16 protein-coding genes are annotated in these 20,028 nt (G+C 62.8%); 7 read left to right on the top strand and 9 right to left on the bottom strand.

All coding sequences use genetic code 11. The features are described from left to right. Positions 1 to 146: 146 nt before the first annotated feature. From GC125_RS05120 to GC125_RS05110, 3 genes are all read right to left on the bottom strand, one after another. A complete protein-coding gene (locus tag GC125_RS05120; RefSeq protein ID WP_151984334.1) occupies positions 147 to 3,617 on the bottom strand; it encodes an indolepyruvate ferredoxin oxidoreductase family protein in 3,471 nt (1,156 codons plus the stop codon). A gap of 177 nt (positions 3,618 to 3,794) precedes the next feature. Next, entirely contained in the window at positions 3,795 to 4,595 is an 801-nt protein-coding gene (locus tag GC125_RS05115; protein ID WP_199864452.1) for an SDR family NAD(P)-dependent oxidoreductase, read from the bottom strand. Next, positions 4,595 to 5,680, bottom strand: coding sequence for a TRAP transporter substrate-binding protein (locus tag GC125_RS05110; RefSeq protein ID WP_151984332.1), 1,086 nt, complete (start codon positions 5,678 to 5,680; stop codon positions 4,595 to 4,597). Before GC125_RS05110 ends, GC125_RS05115 begins: the two co-directional genes overlap by 1 nt. A 147-nt stretch (positions 5,681 to 5,827) precedes the next feature. Between GC125_RS05110 and GC125_RS05105 the strand changes: the two genes are divergently transcribed. Then, positions 5,828 to 6,598, top strand: a complete 771-nt coding sequence (locus GC125_RS05105; RefSeq protein ID WP_151987580.1) for a gamma-glutamyl-gamma-aminobutyrate hydrolase family protein — start codon at positions 5,828 to 5,830, stop codon at positions 6,596 to 6,598. Positions 6,599 to 6,653: 55 nt separating this feature from the next. Here GC125_RS05105 and GC125_RS05100 read toward each other — a convergent pair whose 3' ends face one another. The 3 genes from GC125_RS05100 to GC125_RS05090 all read right to left on the bottom strand — a co-directional run bounded on the left by GC125_RS05100 (position 6,654) and on the right by GC125_RS05090 (position 9,258). Then, on the bottom strand, positions 6,654 to 7,634 hold the full coding sequence (locus GC125_RS05100; RefSeq protein WP_151984331.1) for a 2-hydroxyacid dehydrogenase: 981 nt from the start codon (positions 7,632 to 7,634) through the stop codon (positions 6,654 to 6,656). Between the two features lie 25 nt (positions 7,635 to 7,659). Beyond that, entirely contained in the window at positions 7,660 to 8,679 is a 1,020-nt protein-coding gene (locus GC125_RS05095) for a LacI family DNA-binding transcriptional regulator (RefSeq protein WP_151984330.1), read from the bottom strand. An 87-nt stretch (positions 8,680 to 8,766) separates the two neighbouring features. Then, positions 8,767 to 9,258, bottom strand: a complete 492-nt coding sequence (locus tag GC125_RS05090; RefSeq protein ID WP_151984329.1) for a MarR family winged helix-turn-helix transcriptional regulator — start codon at positions 9,256 to 9,258, stop codon at positions 8,767 to 8,769. Positions 9,259 to 9,429: 171 nt separating this feature from the next. Here GC125_RS05090 and GC125_RS05085 point away from each other — a divergent pair, with 171 nt between their 5' ends. Next, entirely contained in the window at positions 9,430 to 10,203 is a 774-nt protein-coding gene (locus GC125_RS05085; RefSeq protein ID WP_151987578.1) for a creatininase family protein, read from the top strand. Positions 10,204 to 10,206: 3 nt separating this feature from the next. Here GC125_RS05085 and GC125_RS05080 read toward each other — a convergent pair whose 3' ends face one another. Beyond that, positions 10,207 to 11,478, bottom strand: coding sequence for an FAD-binding domain-containing protein (locus GC125_RS05080; protein WP_286165371.1), 1,272 nt, complete (start codon positions 11,476 to 11,478; stop codon positions 10,207 to 10,209). A gap of 80 nt (positions 11,479 to 11,558) precedes the next feature. Here GC125_RS05080 and GC125_RS05075 point away from each other — a divergent pair, with 80 nt between their 5' ends. The 4 genes from GC125_RS05075 (at position 11,559) to GC125_RS05060 (ending at position 16,589) form a co-directional block, all read left to right on the top strand. Then, positions 11,559 to 12,701 (top strand): CobW family GTP-binding protein, encoded by a 1,143-nt coding sequence (locus GC125_RS05075; protein ID WP_151984328.1) that lies wholly within the window; start codon positions 11,559 to 11,561, stop codon positions 12,699 to 12,701. Positions 12,702 to 12,705: 4 nt separating this feature from the next. Beyond that, a complete protein-coding gene (locus GC125_RS05070; RefSeq protein ID WP_151984327.1) occupies positions 12,706 to 13,680 on the top strand; it encodes a WD40 repeat domain-containing protein in 975 nt (324 codons plus the stop codon). Positions 13,681 to 13,890: 210 nt separating this feature from the next. Then, positions 13,891 to 15,126: a putative DNA modification/repair radical SAM protein gene (locus tag GC125_RS05065; RefSeq protein ID WP_151984326.1), complete on the top strand. Its 1,236-nt coding sequence runs from the start codon at positions 13,891 to 13,893 to the stop codon at positions 15,124 to 15,126. A 2-nt stretch (positions 15,127 to 15,128) separates the two neighbouring features. Then, positions 15,129 to 16,589: a UdgX family uracil-DNA binding protein gene (locus GC125_RS05060; protein ID WP_151984325.1), complete on the top strand. Its 1,461-nt coding sequence runs from the start codon at positions 15,129 to 15,131 to the stop codon at positions 16,587 to 16,589. 126 nt (positions 16,590 to 16,715) lie between these two features. Here the strand turns inward: GC125_RS05060 and GC125_RS05055 are convergent, their stop codons facing one another. Both GC125_RS05055 and odc2 read right to left on the bottom strand, forming a co-directional pair. Beyond that, the gene (locus tag GC125_RS05055) at positions 16,716 to 17,291 is read right to left on the bottom strand and encodes a GNAT family N-acetyltransferase (protein ID WP_151984324.1); all 576 of its coding nucleotides are present in this window, start codon (positions 17,289 to 17,291) and stop codon (positions 16,716 to 16,718) included. A 106-nt stretch (positions 17,292 to 17,397) separates the two neighbouring features. Next, positions 17,398 to 18,531: an ornithine/lysine decarboxylase gene (gene odc2, locus GC125_RS05050; protein WP_151984323.1), complete on the bottom strand. Its 1,134-nt coding sequence runs from the start codon at positions 18,529 to 18,531 to the stop codon at positions 17,398 to 17,400. A 563-nt stretch (positions 18,532 to 19,094) separates the two neighbouring features. On the opposite strand from odc2, the gene GC125_RS05045 reads away from it, so the two are divergent. Continuing rightward, on the top strand, positions 19,095 to 19,994 hold the full coding sequence (locus GC125_RS05045) for a LysR family transcriptional regulator (RefSeq protein WP_151984322.1): 900 nt from the start codon (positions 19,095 to 19,097) through the stop codon (positions 19,992 to 19,994). Positions 19,995 to 20,028: the final 34 nt, after the last annotated feature.

The following is a 20,028-nucleotide window of genomic DNA, read 5'->3' as shown; positions in this document are numbered from 1 at the left end:
CTGTGCCGTTTTAGGCCGTTCAGCGTTCCACATTCGCAATCTCTAACAGCCAAGGCTTAAGGAACGCTTGCGCAATCCCCGCGAGAATTGGGGGCTTCTCATTCTTAGCATTAGCGCAGGACACCTTGTGTGGGCCTGACATATCTTTACTCCGCGGCGAGCGGAAACGCTTCACCTGATCGGTCGAAAGCCGTGCGCAGGGATGCCGCGCGTGGAATAGCCTTTCGAATGTTCTCCTCCCGCACGTGCCCATAGCCGCGCACAGCCTGCGGCCACGCCAGAAGTTCCGCCGCCGCCGACAGGTTCAACCGGGTCAGGGTCGTTGCGACGTGCTCGATCTCCGCCTCGAAGTCCGAAAGCATTTTGCGTTCGACCTTGCGTTCGCTCGTCCAACCGAAAACATCCACCACCGATCCACGAACGCGACGCAGACCGGCAAGCACCCGGAATGCCGACATCATCCACGGGCCGAAGCTGCGCTTCGCCGGATGTCCGTCGCCGGTTTTCGGACCGGGCAGCAGCGGTGGCGCCAGATGAAACTCCAGCCGTTCGTAGCTTGCGAACTGCCCGGCGAGTTGCCGCTCGAAACTCGTGTCGGTGTAAAGGCGTGCGACCTCGTACTCGTCCTTGATCGCCATCAGCCGGAACAGCGATGCGGCGGCCTGGCGGGTGACCTGCCCGGGCGCGCCGGCGATTGCCGTTTCCGCAGCCGCGACTTGGTCGATCCGTCGGCGGAAGCGTGCCGCGTAGGCCTGGTTTTGATAGTCGACCAGGAAGAGCTCCCGCCGCGCGATATCGGACGCGAGATCATCGTGGATCTCGGGTTTTGCACCAGCGCCCAATCGGGCGGCCAGCGCCGGGTCATGGGCAAGCGCCCTGCCCCAACGGAACGCGGCAACGTTCATCTCCACCGCCTGACCGTTCAGCGCGATAGCCTTTTCCAATGCTTCCGCGGAAAGCGGGATACCGCCGCGCTGGTAGGCGAGGCCAAGCATCAGCATGTTGGTTGCAAGGCCGTTGGCGAACAGCGCATCGGCCGCGGCGCTCGCGTCGACAAGGATGGAATGCGCGTCGCCGGCCGCCTGCTTGATGGCACGTTTCAGCCGCTCTGTCGGCAGACTGAAGTCGGCATCCCTGGTGAAATCGCCCGGCATGACCTCGGCGGTGTTGGCGACGACATGGGTGCGGTTCTCGCTGATTGCTGCGAGCACCTTGCGCGAACCGGTCACGACCAGATCGCAGCCGAGAACGAGGTCGGCCTTGCCGGCTGAAACCCGGATTGCCGAAATGGCTTCGGGAGTCTGCGCGATGCGGACATGGCTAAAGACGGCGCCGCCCTTTTGCGCCAGCCCGGCCATGTCGATCATGCCGCAACCCTTGCCTTCCAGATGGGCGGCCATGCCGAGGATCGCGCCGATGGTGACGACGCCGGTTCCGCCGATGCCGGTCACGATGCCCGCCCAGCCATGATCATCGAGCGGTGCAAGACTTGGCTCGGGAACGTTGGCCAAGGGATCACCGAGCGCCTTCGCTCCGCCCTCAGCCTTTTTCAGCTTCGCTCCGTGAACGGTCACGAAGGAAGGGCAAAAGCCGTCGAGGCAGGAAAAATCCTTGTTGCAGTTCGACTGGTCGATCCGGCGCTTGCGCCCGAACGGCGTCTCGACCGGCTGGACGGAAACGCAGTTGGACTTAACGCCGCAATCGCCGCAGCCTTCGCAGACCAGTTCGTTGATGATCACCCGCTTGTCCGGATCGGGATAGAGCCCGCGCTTGCGACGGCGGCGCTTTTCTGCCGCGCAGGTCTGGTCGTAGAGGAGCACGGTCACGCCTGGAATGGCTGCAAGCTCGCGCTGCACGCGATCGAGGTCGCCCCGGTGGTCGATCGTTGTGCCGTCAGGGAATTTCACCGACGGCGGGTATTTGTAGGGTTCGTCGGTGACGACGGCGATGCGCTCGACGCCTTCGGCGCGCACCTGCCGGGCGATGGCATCGACGCTCAGGCCGCCTTCATGCGCCTGGCCCCCGGTCATCGCGACGGCGTCGTTATAGAGGATCTTGTAGGTGATGTTCGGCTTTGCGGCGACAGCGAAGCGCAGCGCCAGCACGCCGGAATGGTTGTAGGTGCCATCGCCCAGATTCTGGAAAATATGGCCGCGCTTCGTGAACGGCGCCTGGCCAACCCATTGCGCGCCCTCCCCACCCATCTGCGTAAAGCCCACCGTGTCGCGGTCCATCCAGAGGGCCATGAAGTGACACCCGATCCCCGCTGCCGCAACGGACCCTTCCGGGACCTTGGTGGAGGAATTGTGCGGACAACCGGAACAAAAATGCGGACGCCGCACCGCGACATCGCCCGTCTCTGCGAGCATCGCCTGCATCTGCTTGAGGCGCGACAAGCGGCCCGCGACCGCTTCATTGAAACCGATCGTGCTCTGCACGCGCTCGCCAATCGCAATCGCGATGTCGTTGGGATCGAGTGCACCCTTGATGGGCAGAAGCCAGTCTCCGCGCTCGTCCTTCTTGCCGACGATTTCCGGCTGATGGGCGGTGCCATAAAGCGCTTCGCGGATCTGGCTTTCGATCAGGGAGCGCTTCTCTTCCACGACGATCAGGGTTTTCAGCCCTTGAGCAAAGTCGACGATGTCCTCGCGGTCGAACGGCCAAGGTGCGGCAACCTTCATGAGGCGAATGCCGAGCCGATCCGCCTCGCGCTCGTCGATGCCGAGATCGGCAAGCGCCTGGCGCACGTCGAGATAGGATTTGCCGACGGTCACGATACCGAGGCTGGCGTCCCGTCCGCCGGAGAAGACGACGCGGTTCAGTCGGTTGGCGCGGATGAACGCTGCAGCGGCGGCGCGCTTGTACTGGTGCATCCGCTCTTCCTGGCCGAGGAAGTCGAGATCGTTGCTGCGGATGTTCAGGCCGCCCAGCGGCATGTCGAATTCGGGAATCACCACCTCGAAGCGGTCGAGACCGGCTTCGACGGAGGCGGTGGACTCCACGTTGTCCTTCACGCATTTCAGCGCCGTCCAGGTACCGGCGAAGCGGGACAGCGCAAAGCCGATGACACCGTAGTCGATCATTTCCTGCACGCCGGCCGGATTGAGGATCGGGATCATCGTGTCGACGAACTGAAATTCAGTCTGGTGCGCGTTGGTCGAGCTTTCGGCGGTATGGTCGTCGCCCATGAGCGCCAGAACGCCGCCGTGGCGCGACGAGCCGGCGAGATTTGCGTGCCGGAACACGTCGCCGGAGCGATCGACACCCGGTCCCTTGCCGTACCAGAGGGAGAAGACGCCATCATGCTTGCCGAACCCGTCGAGTTCGGTCTGCTGCGTTCCCCAAATTGCCGTGGCGGCAAGCTCTTCGTTCAGGCCCGGCTGAAAGACGATGTCGTTTGCCTGCAAAAGACGGTTTGCGCCGAACAACTGCTGATCGAGCCCACCAAGCGGCGATCCGCGATAGCCCGAGACGAACCCGCCCGTGTTCAGCCCGGCGCGCCGGTCGAGTTCCTTGCGGGTCAGGAGAACCCGGACGATGGCCTGGGTTCCGGTGACGAATATGCGGGATTTGTTCAGGTCGTATTTGTCGTCGAGCGACACGTCATGCAGCGTCATTCACATCCTCCCCAGCGTGCCGCCCTCCTGCGACGCGCCTTGGTCCCGCATTGTGAAGCTAGAAGGCCGGGGGTCAAACGCTTTCGATTGTGCGTTGCAGCGGTGCAACTTCCTGTCGTGACGCGATCGGCACCCGACAGAAACGGGATGCAACACCGCTGCGACAAGCAACAATTTTCAAGCGAGGGATTGGCCCCCATCGACCGTGATCGTCGTTCCGGTGATGTAGCTGCCGGCATCGGATGCAAGGAGGAGCGCCGCTCCGGCGAGATCCGTGTTCTGCCCGAGCCGCCGCATGGGATTCGTTTCAGCGAGCACGGCACCGGCACGGCCGCCGAGAAACGGCTCCGTCATGGGTGTGGGAAACCACCCGGGCGCTATCGCATTGACGCGGATTCGGTGACGCGCCCATTCCAGCGCGAGGCAACGGGTCATCTGCTCGAGCGCTGCCTTGGACGCTGCATAGGCGACCGTGTTGCGCACCGCCTTGTCGGCAAGGAAGCTCGACAGGCCGATGATCGAACCGCCGGTGCCGGCATCGATCATGCGACGCGCGGCCTCCTGGCTCACCGCGAAGGTCGCCTGCGTGTTGATGGCTGCGATATCCGTCCAGTCCGACGACGCCGTCTCCAGCGCCGGTTTGCGCAAGCCGATCCCGGCGGCGTTAACGAGAATCGTGGCCGGGCCGAAGCGGGCTCCGCAGCGGTCAAATATGGCTGCGACGTCATCCGCGTGCGTGATGTCCGCGCCAACAACTTCGAGCACGCTTCCGCAGGCGCCAAGCGCGCAGGTTGCGCTGTCCACCTCGGCTGCATGCCGGCCGGCCACCAGCACCCTCGCGCCGTTGGCAAGAAACGCTGCCGCGATGTCGCGACCGAGCCCGCTCGTCCCGCCGGTGACGATGGCGACGCGGCCGGAGAGGTCGAACAGGCGCGCGGCCTGCAGACGCGACGAAGCGGACAGATCGTTATCGGCCATCAGAGGCGGCCGCCGCGGTCGAGGATCATCATGTAGGTGTCGAACGCGTAATCCGATCGCCGCATCCATGAATAGGCGGTGCGGCGATAGGCGGAATAGCTCTCCCAGAGTTCCGCAAAGGCTTCGTTCTCGCGCGAAAACGTGCGGTACGCCTGTTCGGACGCGGAGAAACAGGCGTCCATGATGTCGTTGCTGTAGGGCCTGACGATCGTGCCGGCATTTTCGAGCGCTGCAAGCGCCGGCGGGTTGATGATGTCGTAGCGGGCCATCACCCGCGTGTTGACCATTGCGGAAGCGTGGCGAAGGGCCGTCTGGTATTCGGCTGGCAGGGCATTGAATGCATCGAGGTTCATCATCGCCATGAGCGCAACGCCGCCCTCCCACCATCCCGGGTAATAGAGATAGCGCGCCACGCGCGGCAGGCCGAGCACGGTATCCTCGGCGGGACCGGCAAATTCCGCGGCATCGATCTCATTGGCTTCGAACGCCGCGACCAGTCCTTCCGGCGGTGTATCCTGCGGAATGACGCCAATGTCCTGGACGATGCGCCGGCCGAAACCGCCGATTCGGAAGCGGATGCCCGCGAGGTCGTCCAGCGCATTGATCTCGCGATTGAACCAACCGCCCATCTGCGCACCGGTGTTGCCGGCTGGATACGCCACGATGGACGTTGCACCGAGATAGGCATTGAAGATATCCAGCCCGCCGCCTTCGAGCAGCCATGCATTGGTCAGGCGTTGGTTGAGGCCGAAGGGCAAACCGGAGCCGAAGGCGAAGGCCGTGTCGCGCTCGGAGAAATAATGCGGCGCGGTATGGAGCATCTCCACCGAACCAGCCGAGAGGGCATCCAGTTGCTCGAGCGCCGGTGAACCGGCTTCTTCGACGGTGATTTCGAAACGACCGCCCGTGGCTTCGGCAACCGCATCGGCCAACATCTGGGCGGCGCCGAAAAGCGTTTCGAGCGTTGCCGGGAACCCGGATGCACAGCGCCAGCGCACAGGCGGCTGCGTCTGCGCAATCGCCGGGGCGGCAAGGCCGACGCCGCCCGTCAGCGCTGCAATCTGGATGAACCGGCGCCGTTCCATGTCTTCTCCGAATTCAAAAACGGCCGAACTGGCCTTGCGCGCGTGGCTTTCGTTGTACCCGTTATGCTTGCCCGGACAAGGCTCTTGCGCCAAAGAAAAATTCGCGCCAATCGTCGATCATCCGAATTTTCAGCGAGTCATATCAGCATCATGATGCCCATCGTTGCCGTGCCGGCCGATAACCGCCATTTCGAAGGCTATGACTGGCATGCTTCGCCGAACCAGTACATCTCGGCGGCGGCAGAAGGCGCCGGCGTGATCCCGCTCATCGTGCCCGCGCTCGATGCGCTGATCGATGTGGACGCCGTGCTCGATCGCGTCGATGGCGTTCTGATCACCGGCTCGCGCACCAATGTTCATCCGAGCCTCTATGGCGAGAAGGAAACGCCTGAGCACGGCCCCTTCGATCCGGCGCGCGACACGGTCAGCTTGGCGCTCATCCGTGGTGCCATCGAGCGCGGCCTGCCGCTGCTCGCGATCTGCCGGGGCATCCAGGAACTCAACGTCGCGCTCGGCGGCACGCTGGCCACCGAAATTCAAACGCTGCCGGAGCGCATGGACCATCGCAAGCCGGTGACGGACATTGCGGACGAGGCTTTCGCTGTGCGCCACCCGGTGCAGGTGAAGGAAGGCTCATGCCTTGCCGACATCGTCGGTGCCGGTGCCGTTTCCGTCAATTCGCTGCACCGGCAGGCGATCAGCGCACTGGCGCCCCGACTGACCGTCGAGGCAGTCGCCGACGACGGCACGATCGAGGCCGTATCGGTCATTGATGCAAAGGCGTTCGCGGTCGGCGTGCAGTGGCATCCGGAGTACTGGTTCCGCACGGACCAACCTTCCGGCGCGATCTTCCGTGCCTTCGGGGAAGCGGTGCGCGCGCGGCTTTCCGGCACGCCCCGGCTCAAGGCCTCGGCATAGTCGTTTTGTCGCGTTTCCGAACGGTGAACCGGTTGCCACTTCACCTGGAAACGCTTTAGGCGCTTTTCCCTGACGCACGGGCAGCGATGTCGGCGCACTCCGGCACCGGCGTAAGCGCTCTGTTTTCATCGAACCAGGCAATCAGATTGTCGGCGACGAGATCGGCCATGGCGTTGCGCGTCGCGACCGAGCCCGAAGCGATGTGCGGCAGGGCCGACACGTTCGGCAGCTGCAGCAAGGCGTCCGGCACCTTCGGCTCATGTGCGAAGACGTCGAGGCCGGCGGCAGCGATCGTCTTGTTTTGAAGCGCCGCGATCAACGCATCCTCATCGATCACCGAGCCGCGGCCGATATTGATGACGACGCCCTTTTCGCCGAGCGCCTTCAAAATCTCCGCATCCACGGACTTTTCCGTTTCCGGCCCGCCGGGCACCGCGATCACCAGCGTGTCGACGGCTTCGGCCAGGACCTTCAGCGTCGGTGCGTAGCCGTAGCGCACACCCGTCTTTTGCGAGCGGGCGTGATAGCTGATCTCGACACCGAAGCCTTCGAGCCGCTTGGCGATTTCGAGACCGATACGTCCGAGGCCGTAGATGCCGACATGGCGGCCGCGCAGAGTGAGCGGCGAAAGGTGAAACGCGCCCTCCTTCGCCCAGCGACCTTCGCGGAGATATGCTTCCGCGCGCGGCAGTTCGCGCAGCGTGTTGATGAGGAGCCCGATCGTCACGTCGGCAACCTCTTCGGACAGCACGTCCGGCGTGTGGGTGACGACGATCCCCTTTTCCGCGGCATAGGCGGCATCGATCGTGTCGTAGCCGACGCCATAGGATGCGATGATCTTCAAATTCGTCATCCGGTCGATCAGTTTGCGGTCGATCCGGCCCCAGCCTGCGAAACCGTCGAGGCTTGCCGCTTCTTCGTCCGAGATCCCATCGAGCTTGTCGGCATAGACGACATCGAACCGCTCGGAAACGCGCGCCTTCAGGTGATCGAGCATGTGCGAGGGCACGAGGATGCGATGGGCGGACCGTGTCATGGACCAGGTTCCTTCTTGTCTAATGTCAACGTGGGTGGAGAGGAGCCGTCGATTGCCGGATGCGCATCTCTGGCTTGATCAGGTGGAGATAATCTTCGGCATGGCTGCCGGCGAGCTTGTCGAGCAGTGCGCGCGCCGCCATGCGGCCGACCTCGGACTGGCCGTTCCAGACGGTCGTCAGCGCCGGCGTCGCGATCGATGCCTCCTCGAGATCGTCGTAGCCCGTCACCGAGATATCGCGCCCCGGAACCAGACCGGCGCGCTGGATGCCGTTCATCAGGCCGATGGCGACGAGATCGTTCCAGCAAACGGCGGCCGTCGGCTTCTGCGCCATGGACAGAAAGTTGACCGCTGCTTCGAAGCCGCCCTGCTTCGTGCGCGGACCTGGGATGCGCAGTTGGGGGTCGACCTCGATGCCCGCCTTTTTCAGCGCATCGACATAGCCCTGGTAGCGATCACGTCCGGTCGACGTCTGGTCGGTGCCGCCGATCATGGCGATCACGCGGTGGCCAAGGCCGATGAGATGGTTGGTGGCGAGAGCGATCCCGTAGGCATCATCGCCGCGGAACGTCGGCACGTTGATATCGGGCACCGAGCGAGCGATGAGGATCGTCGGCATGCCGTTGTTTTCGGCGAGCAGCAGATCGTCGCGCGGGGTTCCGATCGCGGGCGACATGATCACGCCGTCGCTGCCGAGCTGCAGCAGCGTTTCCAGAAACGTGCGCTGCTTTTCGACCGAGTCGTAGTGGTTGGACAGGATAAATGTCTGACGGTTGCGATCGAGCTCGCTTTCGATGGCGCGCAGGATTTCCGCATAGAACGGGTTCATGATGTCGTGGACGACGACGCCGATGATACCGGAGCGCGATGTGCGCAGGCTCGCCGCCCGGCGATTGTAGATGTAGCCCAGCGCGCGCGCCTGATCCTTGATCTTTTCTCGCGTCGTGTCGGCCACCAAGGGGCTGTCGCGCAAGGCGAGTGATACGGTTGCCGTCGATACGCCCAGCGATTCCGCGATCGTCGAGAGTTTGATCTTCTGGGCCAACCGGTCTCCACCCCTGCGAACAGTTTTAAAGGATTTAAATAAACAGATTGAAAGCGTGTCGACAATGGCGTTGCACCACCTCGGCGTTCAAGACTCCAAAGCAGAGTTCTCGGATAGGTTCTCCTCCAGTTTCTTCAGAAGCCTTGCCAATTGGCGGGTCTCCTTGCCGCTCAACCCTGACAAAAGAGCCTGTTCGACGCTCGCCGTGGCATGCTTGATCGACGCCAGCGTCTCGTGGCCCCGCGTGGTCAAGGCGATTTCCGTGCGGCGACCGTCGCTTCCATTTCCGCGCTTTTCCACAAATCCTTGAGCCATCAGCCGGTTGACCGTCTTGGTGATGGTCGGTGCCCGCACGCCGAGTTCCGCGGCGATGACGCCGGGCGATTTGCCGTCGGCTTCTGCCAGCGACAGGATCACCATTTCCTGGCCGGCATAGAGACCATGGTCGACGAGATCGCGGGCGAGCAAGGTGCGCATGGCGCGTGCCGTCTGGATCAATGTGCTCGACAGGGTGCCATCGGCCACTGCCTCCTGGTCGCGCTTCTTCTTGCCCTTTTCAGGCTTGTCCTTCTTCGCCATCTCCAGCGATCTCCCCTCAGCCGCTTGCATCCTCTCCCTTTGGCCCTTTATTGCAGGGCAAGCGAGCAGGCATTCTTTTGCCGGCTTATGTTATCAAGGCGCGAAGGCGAGACAATGGGCATTCCTGTGGGCATTCCTGGGGCCATTCCCGAACGCTTCCTGAGCGCCGACATGCGCGACGTCGAGGGCCGAACGACGGGCCCTGCAGACCGGGCCGACTGGGTCGCAGTGCTGCCGCTCGGGGCGCACGAGCAACACGGCCCGCATCTGCCGTTCGAGACCGACACGATCATTGCAGACGGCCTTGCTCGGCGCGTGGTCGCCCTTTTGCCCGACGAACTTCCGGTCACCATGCTTCCCGTCGAGCCGGTCGGTTATTCTATCGAGCACATGGACATGGCGGGCACGCGTACGCTCGGATACCAGGAGGCCATCGAGCGCTGGCTCGGCATCGCCGCCGACCTCAACGATGCAGGCATCCGCAAATTCGTGATGCTCAATGCCCATGGCGGCAACGCACCGCTGATGACAGTGATCGCGACGGAAGCCCGCGTGCGCTTCAACATGCTCGCGGTGGCGACGAGTTGGACACGCTTTGTCCTGCCGGAAGGTGTGATCTCGCCCGCCGAAAAGTCCTTCGATATCCATGGTGGATTGGTCGAGACTTCGATGATCCTGGCCTTGAAGCCGGAAAGCGTCGTCATGGAGCGCGCGGAAAACTTTCCCTCCTTCCAGCGCGAGCTCGTCGACACGATGCGACACCTGCGTGCCTACGGCCCGCATGCCTTTGGCTGGAAGGCGAGCGACCTGAACAGCCAGGGCGTCGTCGGCGATGCCGCGAGCGCCGATGCTGCGGCCGGCCAGCGGATCATCGACCACGCGGCAGCCCAGTTCATCGAGCTTCTGGAAGACGTGCACCGTTTCGACGTCGCCCGCCTCACCTGAGGATCAAGCGCTGCGCTCGACCATCAGCGCGAGCAGATCGGGGATGGCCTTCTTCATCGCGAAGAACCCCTTCGTGGCGTGCGGCCAGGCGTCCCGGTCATACGTGCGGATCGCGCGGACGAGGCTGATCTCGAGCCGCCGAAGTTCGCTCTCCAAGCGATTCAGGACATCATTGGCTGGCCCGACAGGTGCGTGCAGGGCAATAACCTGTTTCACGCCCGCCCGTTCGATACGAGCAAGAACAGGGTCGATTTCATTCTCGACGGCAGCGGTGTTTCCAGCCCCATGCAGAGCGACGGCATCGGCGAGAGCGTTCCGGGTGAAGGCTGCTGCATGGACACCCTTTTCCCCGCGCGACCGCCCGGCCGATGCATCGATTGCGATGATTTCGACGATCTTGCTCGGCAGATCTCCTACCGGCGGGGCGAGGCAATCATCGTCATGGATGACAAGAACGCTCGGTATGGCGGCGGGGCGTTCGCCCTCCGGAAGCTTCGATGGCTTTGGGGGCTCCGGTCCATCGAGCGGCGGGGCCTGTTCGTTGAGTCCCTTCGGATCGAACCGGCCATCGGTGTATCGCCTGATATTTTCGCGCGTGGCCAGATAATTCTTGCCGCGTGTGTGTAAGCCGGCGACCCAGCGCCAGGAGAGCGTGTTCGAGGCTGGATCACCGTCCATCAGATGGCGCATGAAGAAATCGGCACCGAGTTCCCACGGCAGCCGCAGCGTGAAGATCCAGATCGATGCAAACCACATGCGGGCGTGGTTGTGGAGGTAGCCCGTCTCCACCAACTCGCGCGCGAAGGCATCGAAAGCATCGATCCCGGTGCTGCCCGCGACAGCTTCTCCATAAGCCTTCGTCAGGCCCCGGTTGGTCTCGAGCGCGGCAAACGCCTGGTCGCGGGATTTTTCATAGTCGCGCCAGACTTGCGGGCGCTGTTCCAGCCAGCCCTTGAAATAGGTGCGCCAGTAGACTTCCTGGATGAATTTTTCGGCGGCATGCGGCGAATGCCGCTCGAGTACGGCTGCAATGATCTCTTCCTCCGAGACCAGCCGGTGCCGGATATAAGGGGAGAGCATGGAGACGGTATTGCGTGCGGGATCGCCGAAATCGGTATTGCGATCGCGGGCGTATGGTTCGCCGGCTCCGTCAACGAACTCCGCCAGGCGCTTCAGCCCGGTCTCTCTCGTCGCCACCAATTCCGGCAAGTCGTCGTACTCCTTGTTCAGACGATCGGGAGATAGACGGCGGAGATGGAAAGGAAAGGTGGGCAAGCAGCACTTCCGTCCGGGTACCCTTGGCAGAGCCCGCGTCGAAGGCCTATATCCCGGTCAACGAATGAAAGGTTCCCGCCATGAGCGACGCTGCGACGCAATCCGTCTCGAACCCTGCCACCTCCACTGCCGCCAAGCCGATCCCCGTCACGGTGCTGACGGGCTATCTCGGGGCAGGCAAGACCACGCTTCTCAACCGCATCCTGTCCGAGAACCATGGTCAAAAATACGCCGTCATCGTCAACGAGTTCGGCGAGATCGGCATCGACAACGACCTCATCGTCGAGAGCGACGAAGAGATTTACGAGATGAACAATGGTTGCGTCTGCTGCACCGTGCGCGGCGACCTGATCCGTGTCGTGGAAGGCCTGATGCGCCGTCCCGGTCGCTTCGACGCGATCATTGTGGAAACGACCGGCCTGGCCGACCCGGCCCCGGTCGCCCAGACGTTCTTCATGGACGAGGACGTGCGCTCCAAGACTCAGCTCGACGCCGTCGTCGCACTCGTCGACGCCAAGCACCTGCCGCTGCGCCTGAAGGATTCGCGGGAAGCGGAAGACCAGATCGCGTTCGCCGACGTCGTCATCCTCAACAAGACCGACCTCGTCGACGAGACTGAACTGCGCAAGATCGAGGCGACTGTGCGCGCCATCAATCCGTCGGCACGCATTCACCGCGCCGAGCGCGCCAAGATCGACATCGCCCATGTGCTCAATCGGGGCGCGTTCGATCTGCAGCGCGCGCTTGAGAACGACCCGCACTTCCTCGACCAGCAGGACCATGATCACGAACATGATCACCTCTGCGGCCCGGACTGCGACCACGACCATGCCCACCACGATCATGATCACCATGGGCATGACCATCACGGACATGACCATCATGGTCACGATCACCACCATGGCGAGGCGTCGGACATCCACGATGCGACGGTTCAGTCCGTTTCGCTGCGCGCCGGCTCCATGGATCCCAAGAAGTTCTTCCCATGGATCGAGAAGATCACCCAGATGGACGGGCCGAACATTTTGCGCCTCAAGGGCATCATCGCCTTCGAGGGCGACGAGGACCGCTATGTCATCCAGGGCATCCACATGCTGATCGAAGGCGATCACCAGCGGGCCTGGAAAGAGGGCGAAAAGCGGGAAAGCCGCCTCGTCTTCATCGGTCGCGAACTGGACCGTGAAAAGCTGGAACGCACGTTCCTCGCCTGCCAGGCTGCCTGATCGCATGCCGACAGTCGCTCCTCTCGACCTCGACGGGTATTGCGTCGCCGCGCGCTTCGTCGCCGGAATTCCTGTCTTCGCCATGGCGGACGGCACCGTCCATCGGCTCGATCATGGCCACAAGTCGGTGGAAGCCCATGACGGGCTTCTGGTGGCCACCCTGTCCGGCGACGGCAAGTCGCTTCTGACGGGGGGTGAAGACGGGAAGGTGCAGCGCATCTCCGCCTCGGGCGACGTCGAGACGCTTGCCGAGATCGGCCGCAAATGGATCGGGCAGATCGCGCCCGGTCCGCAGGGCGTCGTCGGCTTTTCGTCCGGACGCACCGCCTATGTCCGGCTGGCCGACGGCACGCTCAAGGAGATCGCCTGCGAGCGGACCGTCGAAGGCATTGCCTTTGCGCCCAAGGGACTGCGAGTGGCGCTGGCGCGCTACAACGGCGTCACGCTCATCTGGGCCGGCATGGATTCGAAGCCTGCCGAACTCGAGTGGAAGGGCAGCCATACGGGCATCACCTACTCACCCGACGGCAAGTACCTCGTCACGACGATGCAGGAACAGGCGCTGCATGGGTGGCGCATGTCCGACCTGCACGACATGCGGATGTCCGGCTATCCGGCCAAGGTGAAGTCTCTGTCGTGGAGCGCCAAGGGAAAATGGCTCGCTTCATCCGGTGCGCCGGCGGCGATCGTCTGGCCCTTCGTCGGCAAGGACGGCCCGATGGGCAAGCCGCCGCTGGAACTCGGCACGCGGGGCGATGCGCTCGTTACGGTCGTCGCCTGCCATCCGAGCCAGGACATCGTCGCAATCGGCTTCAATGACGGCATGATTCTCGCCGCGCGCATGGAAGACGGCAAGGAAGTGCTTCTTCGCCGCCCCGGCAAGGGCGCTCTCTCCACGCTCGACTGGAGCCGCGACGGCCACCAGCTCCTCTTCGGTTCCGAGGCGGGCGATTGCGGTGTCGTGGATATTTCCGCCTAACCGCGACACCAAGTTCGACATTCCTTTCGCATACAGCGCCAACTCTGCCTCATCCTGAGCCTGTCGAAGGACGAGGTTTCCAAGATTGTGCCACGCCCTCGTCTTTCGATAGCCTCAGGCCGAGGGGTGATCGGCATCACTCCCAAATGCCCCTCCATCTGTACAATAAAAGACATAGACGCGGCGTGCTTGCGAACATAGCATGAACGCATGGCTCAGCTTTCGACGATGGAAAAACTGGCGATCCTTTCGGATGCCGCAAAATACGACGCTTCTTGCGCCTCTTCCGGTTCGACCAAGCGCAACTCGCTCACTTCGGGCGGCATAGGGTCGACCACAGGGTCCGGCATCTGCCACTCCTATGCGCCGGATGGGAGATGCATCTCACTTCTGAAAATCCTGCTGACGAATTTCTGCGTCTATGATTGCGCCTATTGCATCAACCGGTCGTCATCGAATGTGCGGCGCGCCCGCTTCACGGTGCAGGAAGTCGTCGACCTGACGCTCGATTTCTATAAGCGGAATTACATCGAGGGGCTGTTTCTCTCCTCCGGGATCATCCGCTCGCCGGACGAAACGATGATGCAATTGGTCGAAGTGGCACGGCAGCTTCGGGTGACACACCGCTTTGCCGGCTACATTCATTTGAAGACCATTCCTGATTGCGACCCGCTGCTGCTCGAGGAAGCGGGCCGCTTTGCCGACCGGCTCTCGATCAATGTCGAATTGCCGACCGATGACGGCGTCTCGCGCCTTGCGCCGGAGAAGCGTCCGGCTGAAATCCGCAAGGCAATGGGCAATCTGCGGATGAAGATCGAGGAGAAGTCCGAGCCGACGCTGCGCACCAAGAAGAAGGAGCGTTTCGCGCCGGGTGGGCAGTCGACGCAGATGATCATTGGCGCCGACCCCGCCAATGACGACACGATTCTCAAGACGAGCGCCCGGCTCTATTCCAGCTATCATCTGAAGCGCGTCTACTACTCCGCCTTCAGCCCGATACCGGATTCCAAATCCTCGCTGCCGCTCATCCAGCCGCCGCTGATGCGCGAACATCGGCTCTACCAGGCCGACTGGCTGATGCGCTTCTATGGCTTCGAGCAAAACGAGATTCTGGCGGGCCAGAGCGACGGGATGCTCGATCTCGCGGTCGACCCCAAGCTCGCCTGGGCGCTTTCCAATCGCCAGCGGTTTCCGGTCGACGTTAACCGGGGCGATCGGGAATCGCTTCTGCGCGTTCCGGGCCTCGGTACAAAGGCGGTGGCAAAGATCCTGCAGGTGCGACGCTATCGAACATTGCGGCTGGAGGACGTCGGCCGGCTCTGCCAATCGATGAACAAGGTACGGCCGTTCATCACCGCCCTCGATTGGCAACCGGGCGGGCTGACGGATAGTCCCTCGCTCAAGGCCCGAATGACGCCGCAACCGGCGCAGCTGTCGTTGTTCTAGCGATGTTTGCCGTCACGCTCGCCGATCAGACGGATTTCGATGGGTGGCGCCACGCGGCGCGGCAACTGGCGCTGGCCGGCGTCGAGCCTGGCGACATCCGGTTCAGCGTGGTCGGCCAGACGACGGAAGACCTTTTCGAAGATGCCTCGCCGCTTCTGCCGGAGCCGCCGACCGGTGCGGAATTCACCGTGCCACGCGAGGTGGTCAAGCGTCTGGAACAGGTGATCCATCACCGCGATCCGGATCGATTTTCCTTCATGTACCGGCTTCTCCTGAGGGTCTCGCAGGAGAAAAACCTGCTCCGCATCGCGTCCGATCCCGATATCCAGCGGCTTGAACGGATGGAGAAATCGATCCGGCGCGATGCCCACAAGATGCATGCCTTCGTGCGCTTCCGGAAGATCGATGTGGCCGGCGAGGAATGGTTCGTGGCCTGGTTCGAACCCGAGCATTATATCACTGAGCGTGAAGCGGGCTTCTTTCGCGCGCGGTTCACCGGCATGAAATGGACGATCCTGACGCCTTGGCGCTCGATCTCCTGGGACGGCACGGACATCACGGTGATGCCCGGCGCCAGCAAGGAGGATGCACCGGCGGACGATGCGGCCGAGGATCTCTGGCGCACCTATTTCACGTCGATCTTCAATCCCGCCCGGTTGAAGGTGAAGGCCATGCAGGCCGAGATGCCGAAGAAATACTGGCGGAACCTGCCCGAGGCGCCGCTCATTCCCGGCATGATCGCCGGCGCCGGCAAGGCAGCGGAAGAGATGATCGCGCGCGCGCCCTCCCTTTCCGCGCCCCACCACGCCCGCATCCAGGAACAGTACTGGGAGCCGAAGAAGGTGATCGGCATGGCCGACGAAGAGATTGCCGAAACGCTCGATGCGCTGGAGAAACAGGCCGAGGGCTGCAGGCGCTGCCCGCTCTACAAGGAAGCGACGCAGACCGTGTTTGGCGAAGGTCCGCGCGATGCGGATGTCGTCTTTGTCGGCGAACAGCCGGGCGACCAGGAGGATCTGGCTGGGAAACCCTTCGTCGGGCCGGCCGGGCAGATGTTCAATGCGACGCTGGAAGAGGTCGGCATAGATCGCCAGCGCGTCTACGTCACCAACGCGGTGAAGCACTTCAAGTTCGAGCCGCGCGGCAAGCGGCGCATCCATTCCAAGCCCAATGCAGGCGAAGTGCAGGCCTGCCGCTGGTGGCTCGACCAGGAACTGACGCTGATCCAGCCGAAGCTCACCGTGGCGCTCGGCGCAACGGCACTGACCGCTCTGTCAGGCAAGACGATGCCGGTGACGAAGAACCGGCGGCAGATCGTGACGACCGAGAGCGGTTTGCGCGTGTTCGTCACGGTGCACCCGTCGTTCCTGCTGCGCATCCCGGACAAGGAAACCGCAGCCCGTGAGCGTCGCCTGTTCGCAGAGGATCTTGCCGCCGTGCGGGACCTGATGAACGCGGCCTGAGGCGCCAAAACGAAAGGGCCGCACCCTAACCTGTCCCGTTTCCGAACGGTGAACCGGTATCCACTTCACCTCGAAACGCTCTGGAAGGATACGGCCCTTCTCTCATCACCAGCTTCTAAGAAGTCGTCAGGCCTTGCGGCCCGAAGCGCTGACGAAGCCAGCGGCGCCGTCCAAATGACCGGGCTTCAGTTCCAGCGCGAGAAACCGCTGGCGCTCGAACGGGCCAGGCAGCATCAGCGTCGCCGTCTTTTCGCTCGTGAAGCCGAAGCGCTCGTAATAGGGCGCGTCGCCAACGAGCAGGACTGCCCCGTGGCCATAGCGACGTGCCTTTTCGATTGCGCGCAGCATCAGTCCGGTGCCGATGCCCGCCGCCTTCGCGGCCGGATCGACGGCAAGCGGGCCGAGCAAAAGCGCGGGCACGGCACGTCCTTCACGGTCGATGCCGGCATCGATATCCCAAAGCCGCACGGTGCCAAGAACATGGCCGGCACGGTTCTTCGCGACGAAGGCGAGTCCAGCGGCGGGCAACCGACCGTGGCGTAGCTTCTCCGAAGTCTTCGTGCGCCAGTCCGGCGCCATGGCGCGGGCAAGCAACGCGTTGCGCTCGTCGATTTCATAGGCGGCTTCGGCGCGAATGGTGATCAGGTCCTCGGCGCCAAGGCCGGCCTTTGCAGTGTCAATCCGGTGGAAAAGCGTGGTCATCGGCATGACTTTCAAACGAATGAAGAGCACGCAGCCGCGCGTCCACCTCGGGTGAACGCCGCAGCCAGTGGCAGACCTGTCGAGGGCTGGACCCAGCCCCCGGCGGTCAGATGACGTAGGATCGGAGCGGTTCGAAGCCGTTGAAGGCCACGGACGCATAGGTCGTCGTGTAGGCCCCGGTGCCCTCGATCAGGACCTCGTCGCCGATCGTCAGGGAGACGGGCAGCGGATAAGGTGCCTTTTCGTAAAGCACGTCGGCGCTATCGCAGGTCGGGCCGGCGATCACGCAGTTTTCCATGACGTCCGCGTCGCGGGCCGTGCGGATCGGGTAGCGGATCGCCTCGTCCATCGTCTCGGCGAGACCGCCGAATTTGCCGATGTCGAGGAAGACCCAGCGAAGCTGATCCGTATCAGCCTTCTTGGAGACGAGCACGACTTCAGCCTTGATCACGCCGGCATTGCCGACCATGCCGCGGCCTGGTTCGATGATCGTTTCCGGCAGGTTGTTGCCGAAGTGCTTGCGTAACGCACCGAAGATCGCCTGGCCGTAAGCTTCGGCCGTCGGAACGTCCTTCAGGTACTTCGTCGGGAAACCACCGCCCATATTGACCATCTTGAGCTCGATACCCTGCTGGGCGAGCTTTTCGAAGACACGGCGCGCGTCGGACAATGCTGCATCCCATGCGTCGAGCTTGGTCATCTGCGAACCGACATGGAACGAGACGCCATAGGAAACGAGGCCGAGCTGGTGGGCATAGACGAGCACGTCTACGGCCATCTGCGGCACGCAGCCGAACTTGCGCGACAGCGGCCACTCGGCGCCTTCGCCATCCGTCAGGACGCGGCAGAACACGCGTGCGCCGGGGGCGGCACGGGCGATCTTCTCGACTTCCTCGTGGCTGTCGACGGCAAAGAGATCGACTCCGAGCCCGTGGGCGCGCGCAACGTCGCGTTCCTTCTTAATCGTGTTGCCGAAGGAGATGCGGCGCGCGGTTGCACCTGCGTCCAGAGCCATCTCGATCTCGGCCACGGAGGCGCAATCGAAATTGGAGCCCATGTTCGCCAAGAGCTTCAGGATCTCAGGCGCAGGATTGGCCTTGACGGCGTAATAGATGGAGCTGTCTGGCAAAGCCTTCTCGAAGGCGCGGTAATTGTCGCGCACGATATCGAGATCGACGACGAGGCAAGGGCCTTCGGGACGTCGAGTTGCGAGGAAATCGCGGATACGGTCAGTGGTCATCGGGGTCGCTCCCATTTCCATGCCCGGCCTAAAAACCGGATGACAAAGGACGACGCCAGCCCGAAGGACAACGGCCGTTGGAGGACCGCGGTTCCGCAAGACTTGCGACGCAATGGCTGAACCAGCGCCCGCCCGGGCGATGATTCGGACTTTGTCTGCCTTGGATTGGATGGGGGTATCCCAACCGCACTTTCGGCAATGAGGGTGTGCCTCTTCAGTAACCCCGGCATTTGGACAGCCGGCAGACACCAGAAAGGCCCGCACCGTCGTTGCTTCAAGATGTCCTCGCTCTTTCCGGTTGGCCGGAGAAGCGACTGGAGGGGTTAGTTCCAGGTACCTTACCGAATTTCCTCACCATTCGAGGGTTCGGCGGACACCCACAGGCACGTGCGACTTTGGGCAGCACCGGAGATAGTGAGTCGCGCCGTCACAATCAAGCGGTTTTTGCACCGTGTTCTGTCGAACACGTAAGCGTCATTCGGTCGACAGAATGCCGCCTTCCCTCTTGCGATCGTGTCATTTGACAACATATGCGGCTGAACTAAAGCAAGGACATCCTTACGTTGGATACATTGACGCGCATTCGAGCCTTCATCGACGTGGTCGAGGCAGAGGGCTTTTCCGCAGCATCGCGCAAGATCGGCCGGTCCAAGGCGCTGCTTTCCAAATATGTCCGGGAACTTGAAGACGAACTCGGCGCACTTCTCTTGAACCGCACGACGCGGCAATTCTCGCTCACCGAAGCGGGTCACACCTATTACAAAAGCGCGTCGGAAATCTTGAAGGAAATAGACAGCCTTGCGGACCTGGTGCGCGAGAACAACAGCGATCTCAAGGGTCGCCTTCGGATCTCCGCTCCGCGCACCTTCGCCGATGCCGATATCGGGGCATCGCTGGTCGATTTCGCGGTGGATCATCCCGATCTGACGCTCGATGTCGTCGCCGACGACCGGTTCGTCGATCTGGTGGAGGAAGGCTTCGACATCGCCATCCGCATCACGCGGCTTGAGGATTCCGGGCTCATCGCCCGCAAGCTCGGACCTTTCCGCATTCTCGTCTGCGCTTCCCCCGCCTTCATCGAGCAACACGGGCCGCTGACCGATCCATCGGACCTCGCGCGCTTGCCCTGCATTCTCGACACCAATGGCCGCTCGCTGAGCAATTGGCGGTTTCAGCGTGCCGATGGCAGCCTCTTCAGCGTCAATGTGAATGTCCGCATGGAGGTGAACAGCCCGATGATGGCCATGCGCGCCGCGATCGGCGGCCTCGGCGTGACGATGCTGCCCGATTTCGTAGCAAAATCCGCGCTCGACAGCGGTGCGCTGATCTCGCTCTTCGAGGAAAACGGCATCGACGATCGCGGGATCTATGCGATCTATCCGCATCGCCGCTATCTGCCGGCAAAGGTGCGCGCCTTCGTGGATCATCAGACGGGCTGGTTCAGGAAGCTGCATCAGGGCTGATAAGCCAGCTTTGCTCAAGTCCCCGTTGTCATGG

The sequence above is a fragment of the Rhizobium sp. EC-SD404 genome, from assembly GCF_902498825.1.
In the GTDB taxonomy this organism is placed as follows: domain Bacteria; phylum Pseudomonadota; class Alphaproteobacteria; order Rhizobiales; family Rhizobiaceae; genus Georhizobium.
The sequence above is the reverse complement of the archived record's forward strand: the minus strand, read 5'-3'. Positions and strand labels throughout refer to the sequence as shown.

Excerpts from the sequence above, each read along its gene's own strand:
- GC125_RS05070 (WP_151984327.1), top strand. The coding sequence starts at position 12,706 with ATGCCGACAGTCGCTCCTCTCGACCTCGACGGGTATTGCGTCGCCGCG.
- GC125_RS05085 (WP_151987578.1), top strand. The coding sequence starts at position 9,430 with ATGCGCGACGTCGAGGGCCGAACGACGGGCCCTGCAGACCGGGCCGAC.
- GC125_RS05055 (WP_151984324.1), bottom strand. The coding sequence starts at position 17,291 with ATGACCACGCTTTTCCACCGGATTGACACTGCAAAGGCCGGCCTTGGC.
- GC125_RS05100 (WP_151984331.1), bottom strand. The coding sequence starts at position 7,634 with ATGACACGGTCCGCCCATCGCATCCTCGTGCCCTCGCACATGCTCGAT.
- GC125_RS05090 (WP_151984329.1), bottom strand. The coding sequence starts at position 9,258 with ATGGCGAAGAAGGACAAGCCTGAAAAGGGCAAGAAGAAGCGCGACCAG.
- odc2 (WP_151984323.1), bottom strand. The coding sequence starts at position 18,531 with ATGACCACTGACCGTATCCGCGATTTCCTCGCAACTCGACGTCCCGAA.
- GC125_RS05075 (WP_151984328.1), top strand. The coding sequence starts at position 11,559 with ATGAGCGACGCTGCGACGCAATCCGTCTCGAACCCTGCCACCTCCACT.
- GC125_RS05110 (WP_151984332.1), bottom strand. The coding sequence starts at position 5,680 with ATGGAACGGCGCCGGTTCATCCAGATTGCAGCGCTGACGGGCGGCGTC.
- GC125_RS05120 (WP_151984334.1), bottom strand. The coding sequence starts at position 3,617 with ATGACGCTGCATGACGTGTCGCTCGACGACAAATACGACCTGAACAAA.
- GC125_RS05060 (WP_151984325.1), top strand. The coding sequence starts at position 15,129 with ATGTTTGCCGTCACGCTCGCCGATCAGACGGATTTCGATGGGTGGCGC.
- GC125_RS05065 (WP_151984326.1), top strand. The coding sequence starts at position 13,891 with ATGGCTCAGCTTTCGACGATGGAAAAACTGGCGATCCTTTCGGATGCC.
- GC125_RS05115 (WP_199864452.1), bottom strand. The coding sequence starts at position 4,595 with ATGGCCGATAACGATCTGTCCGCTTCGTCGCGTCTGCAGGCCGCGCGC.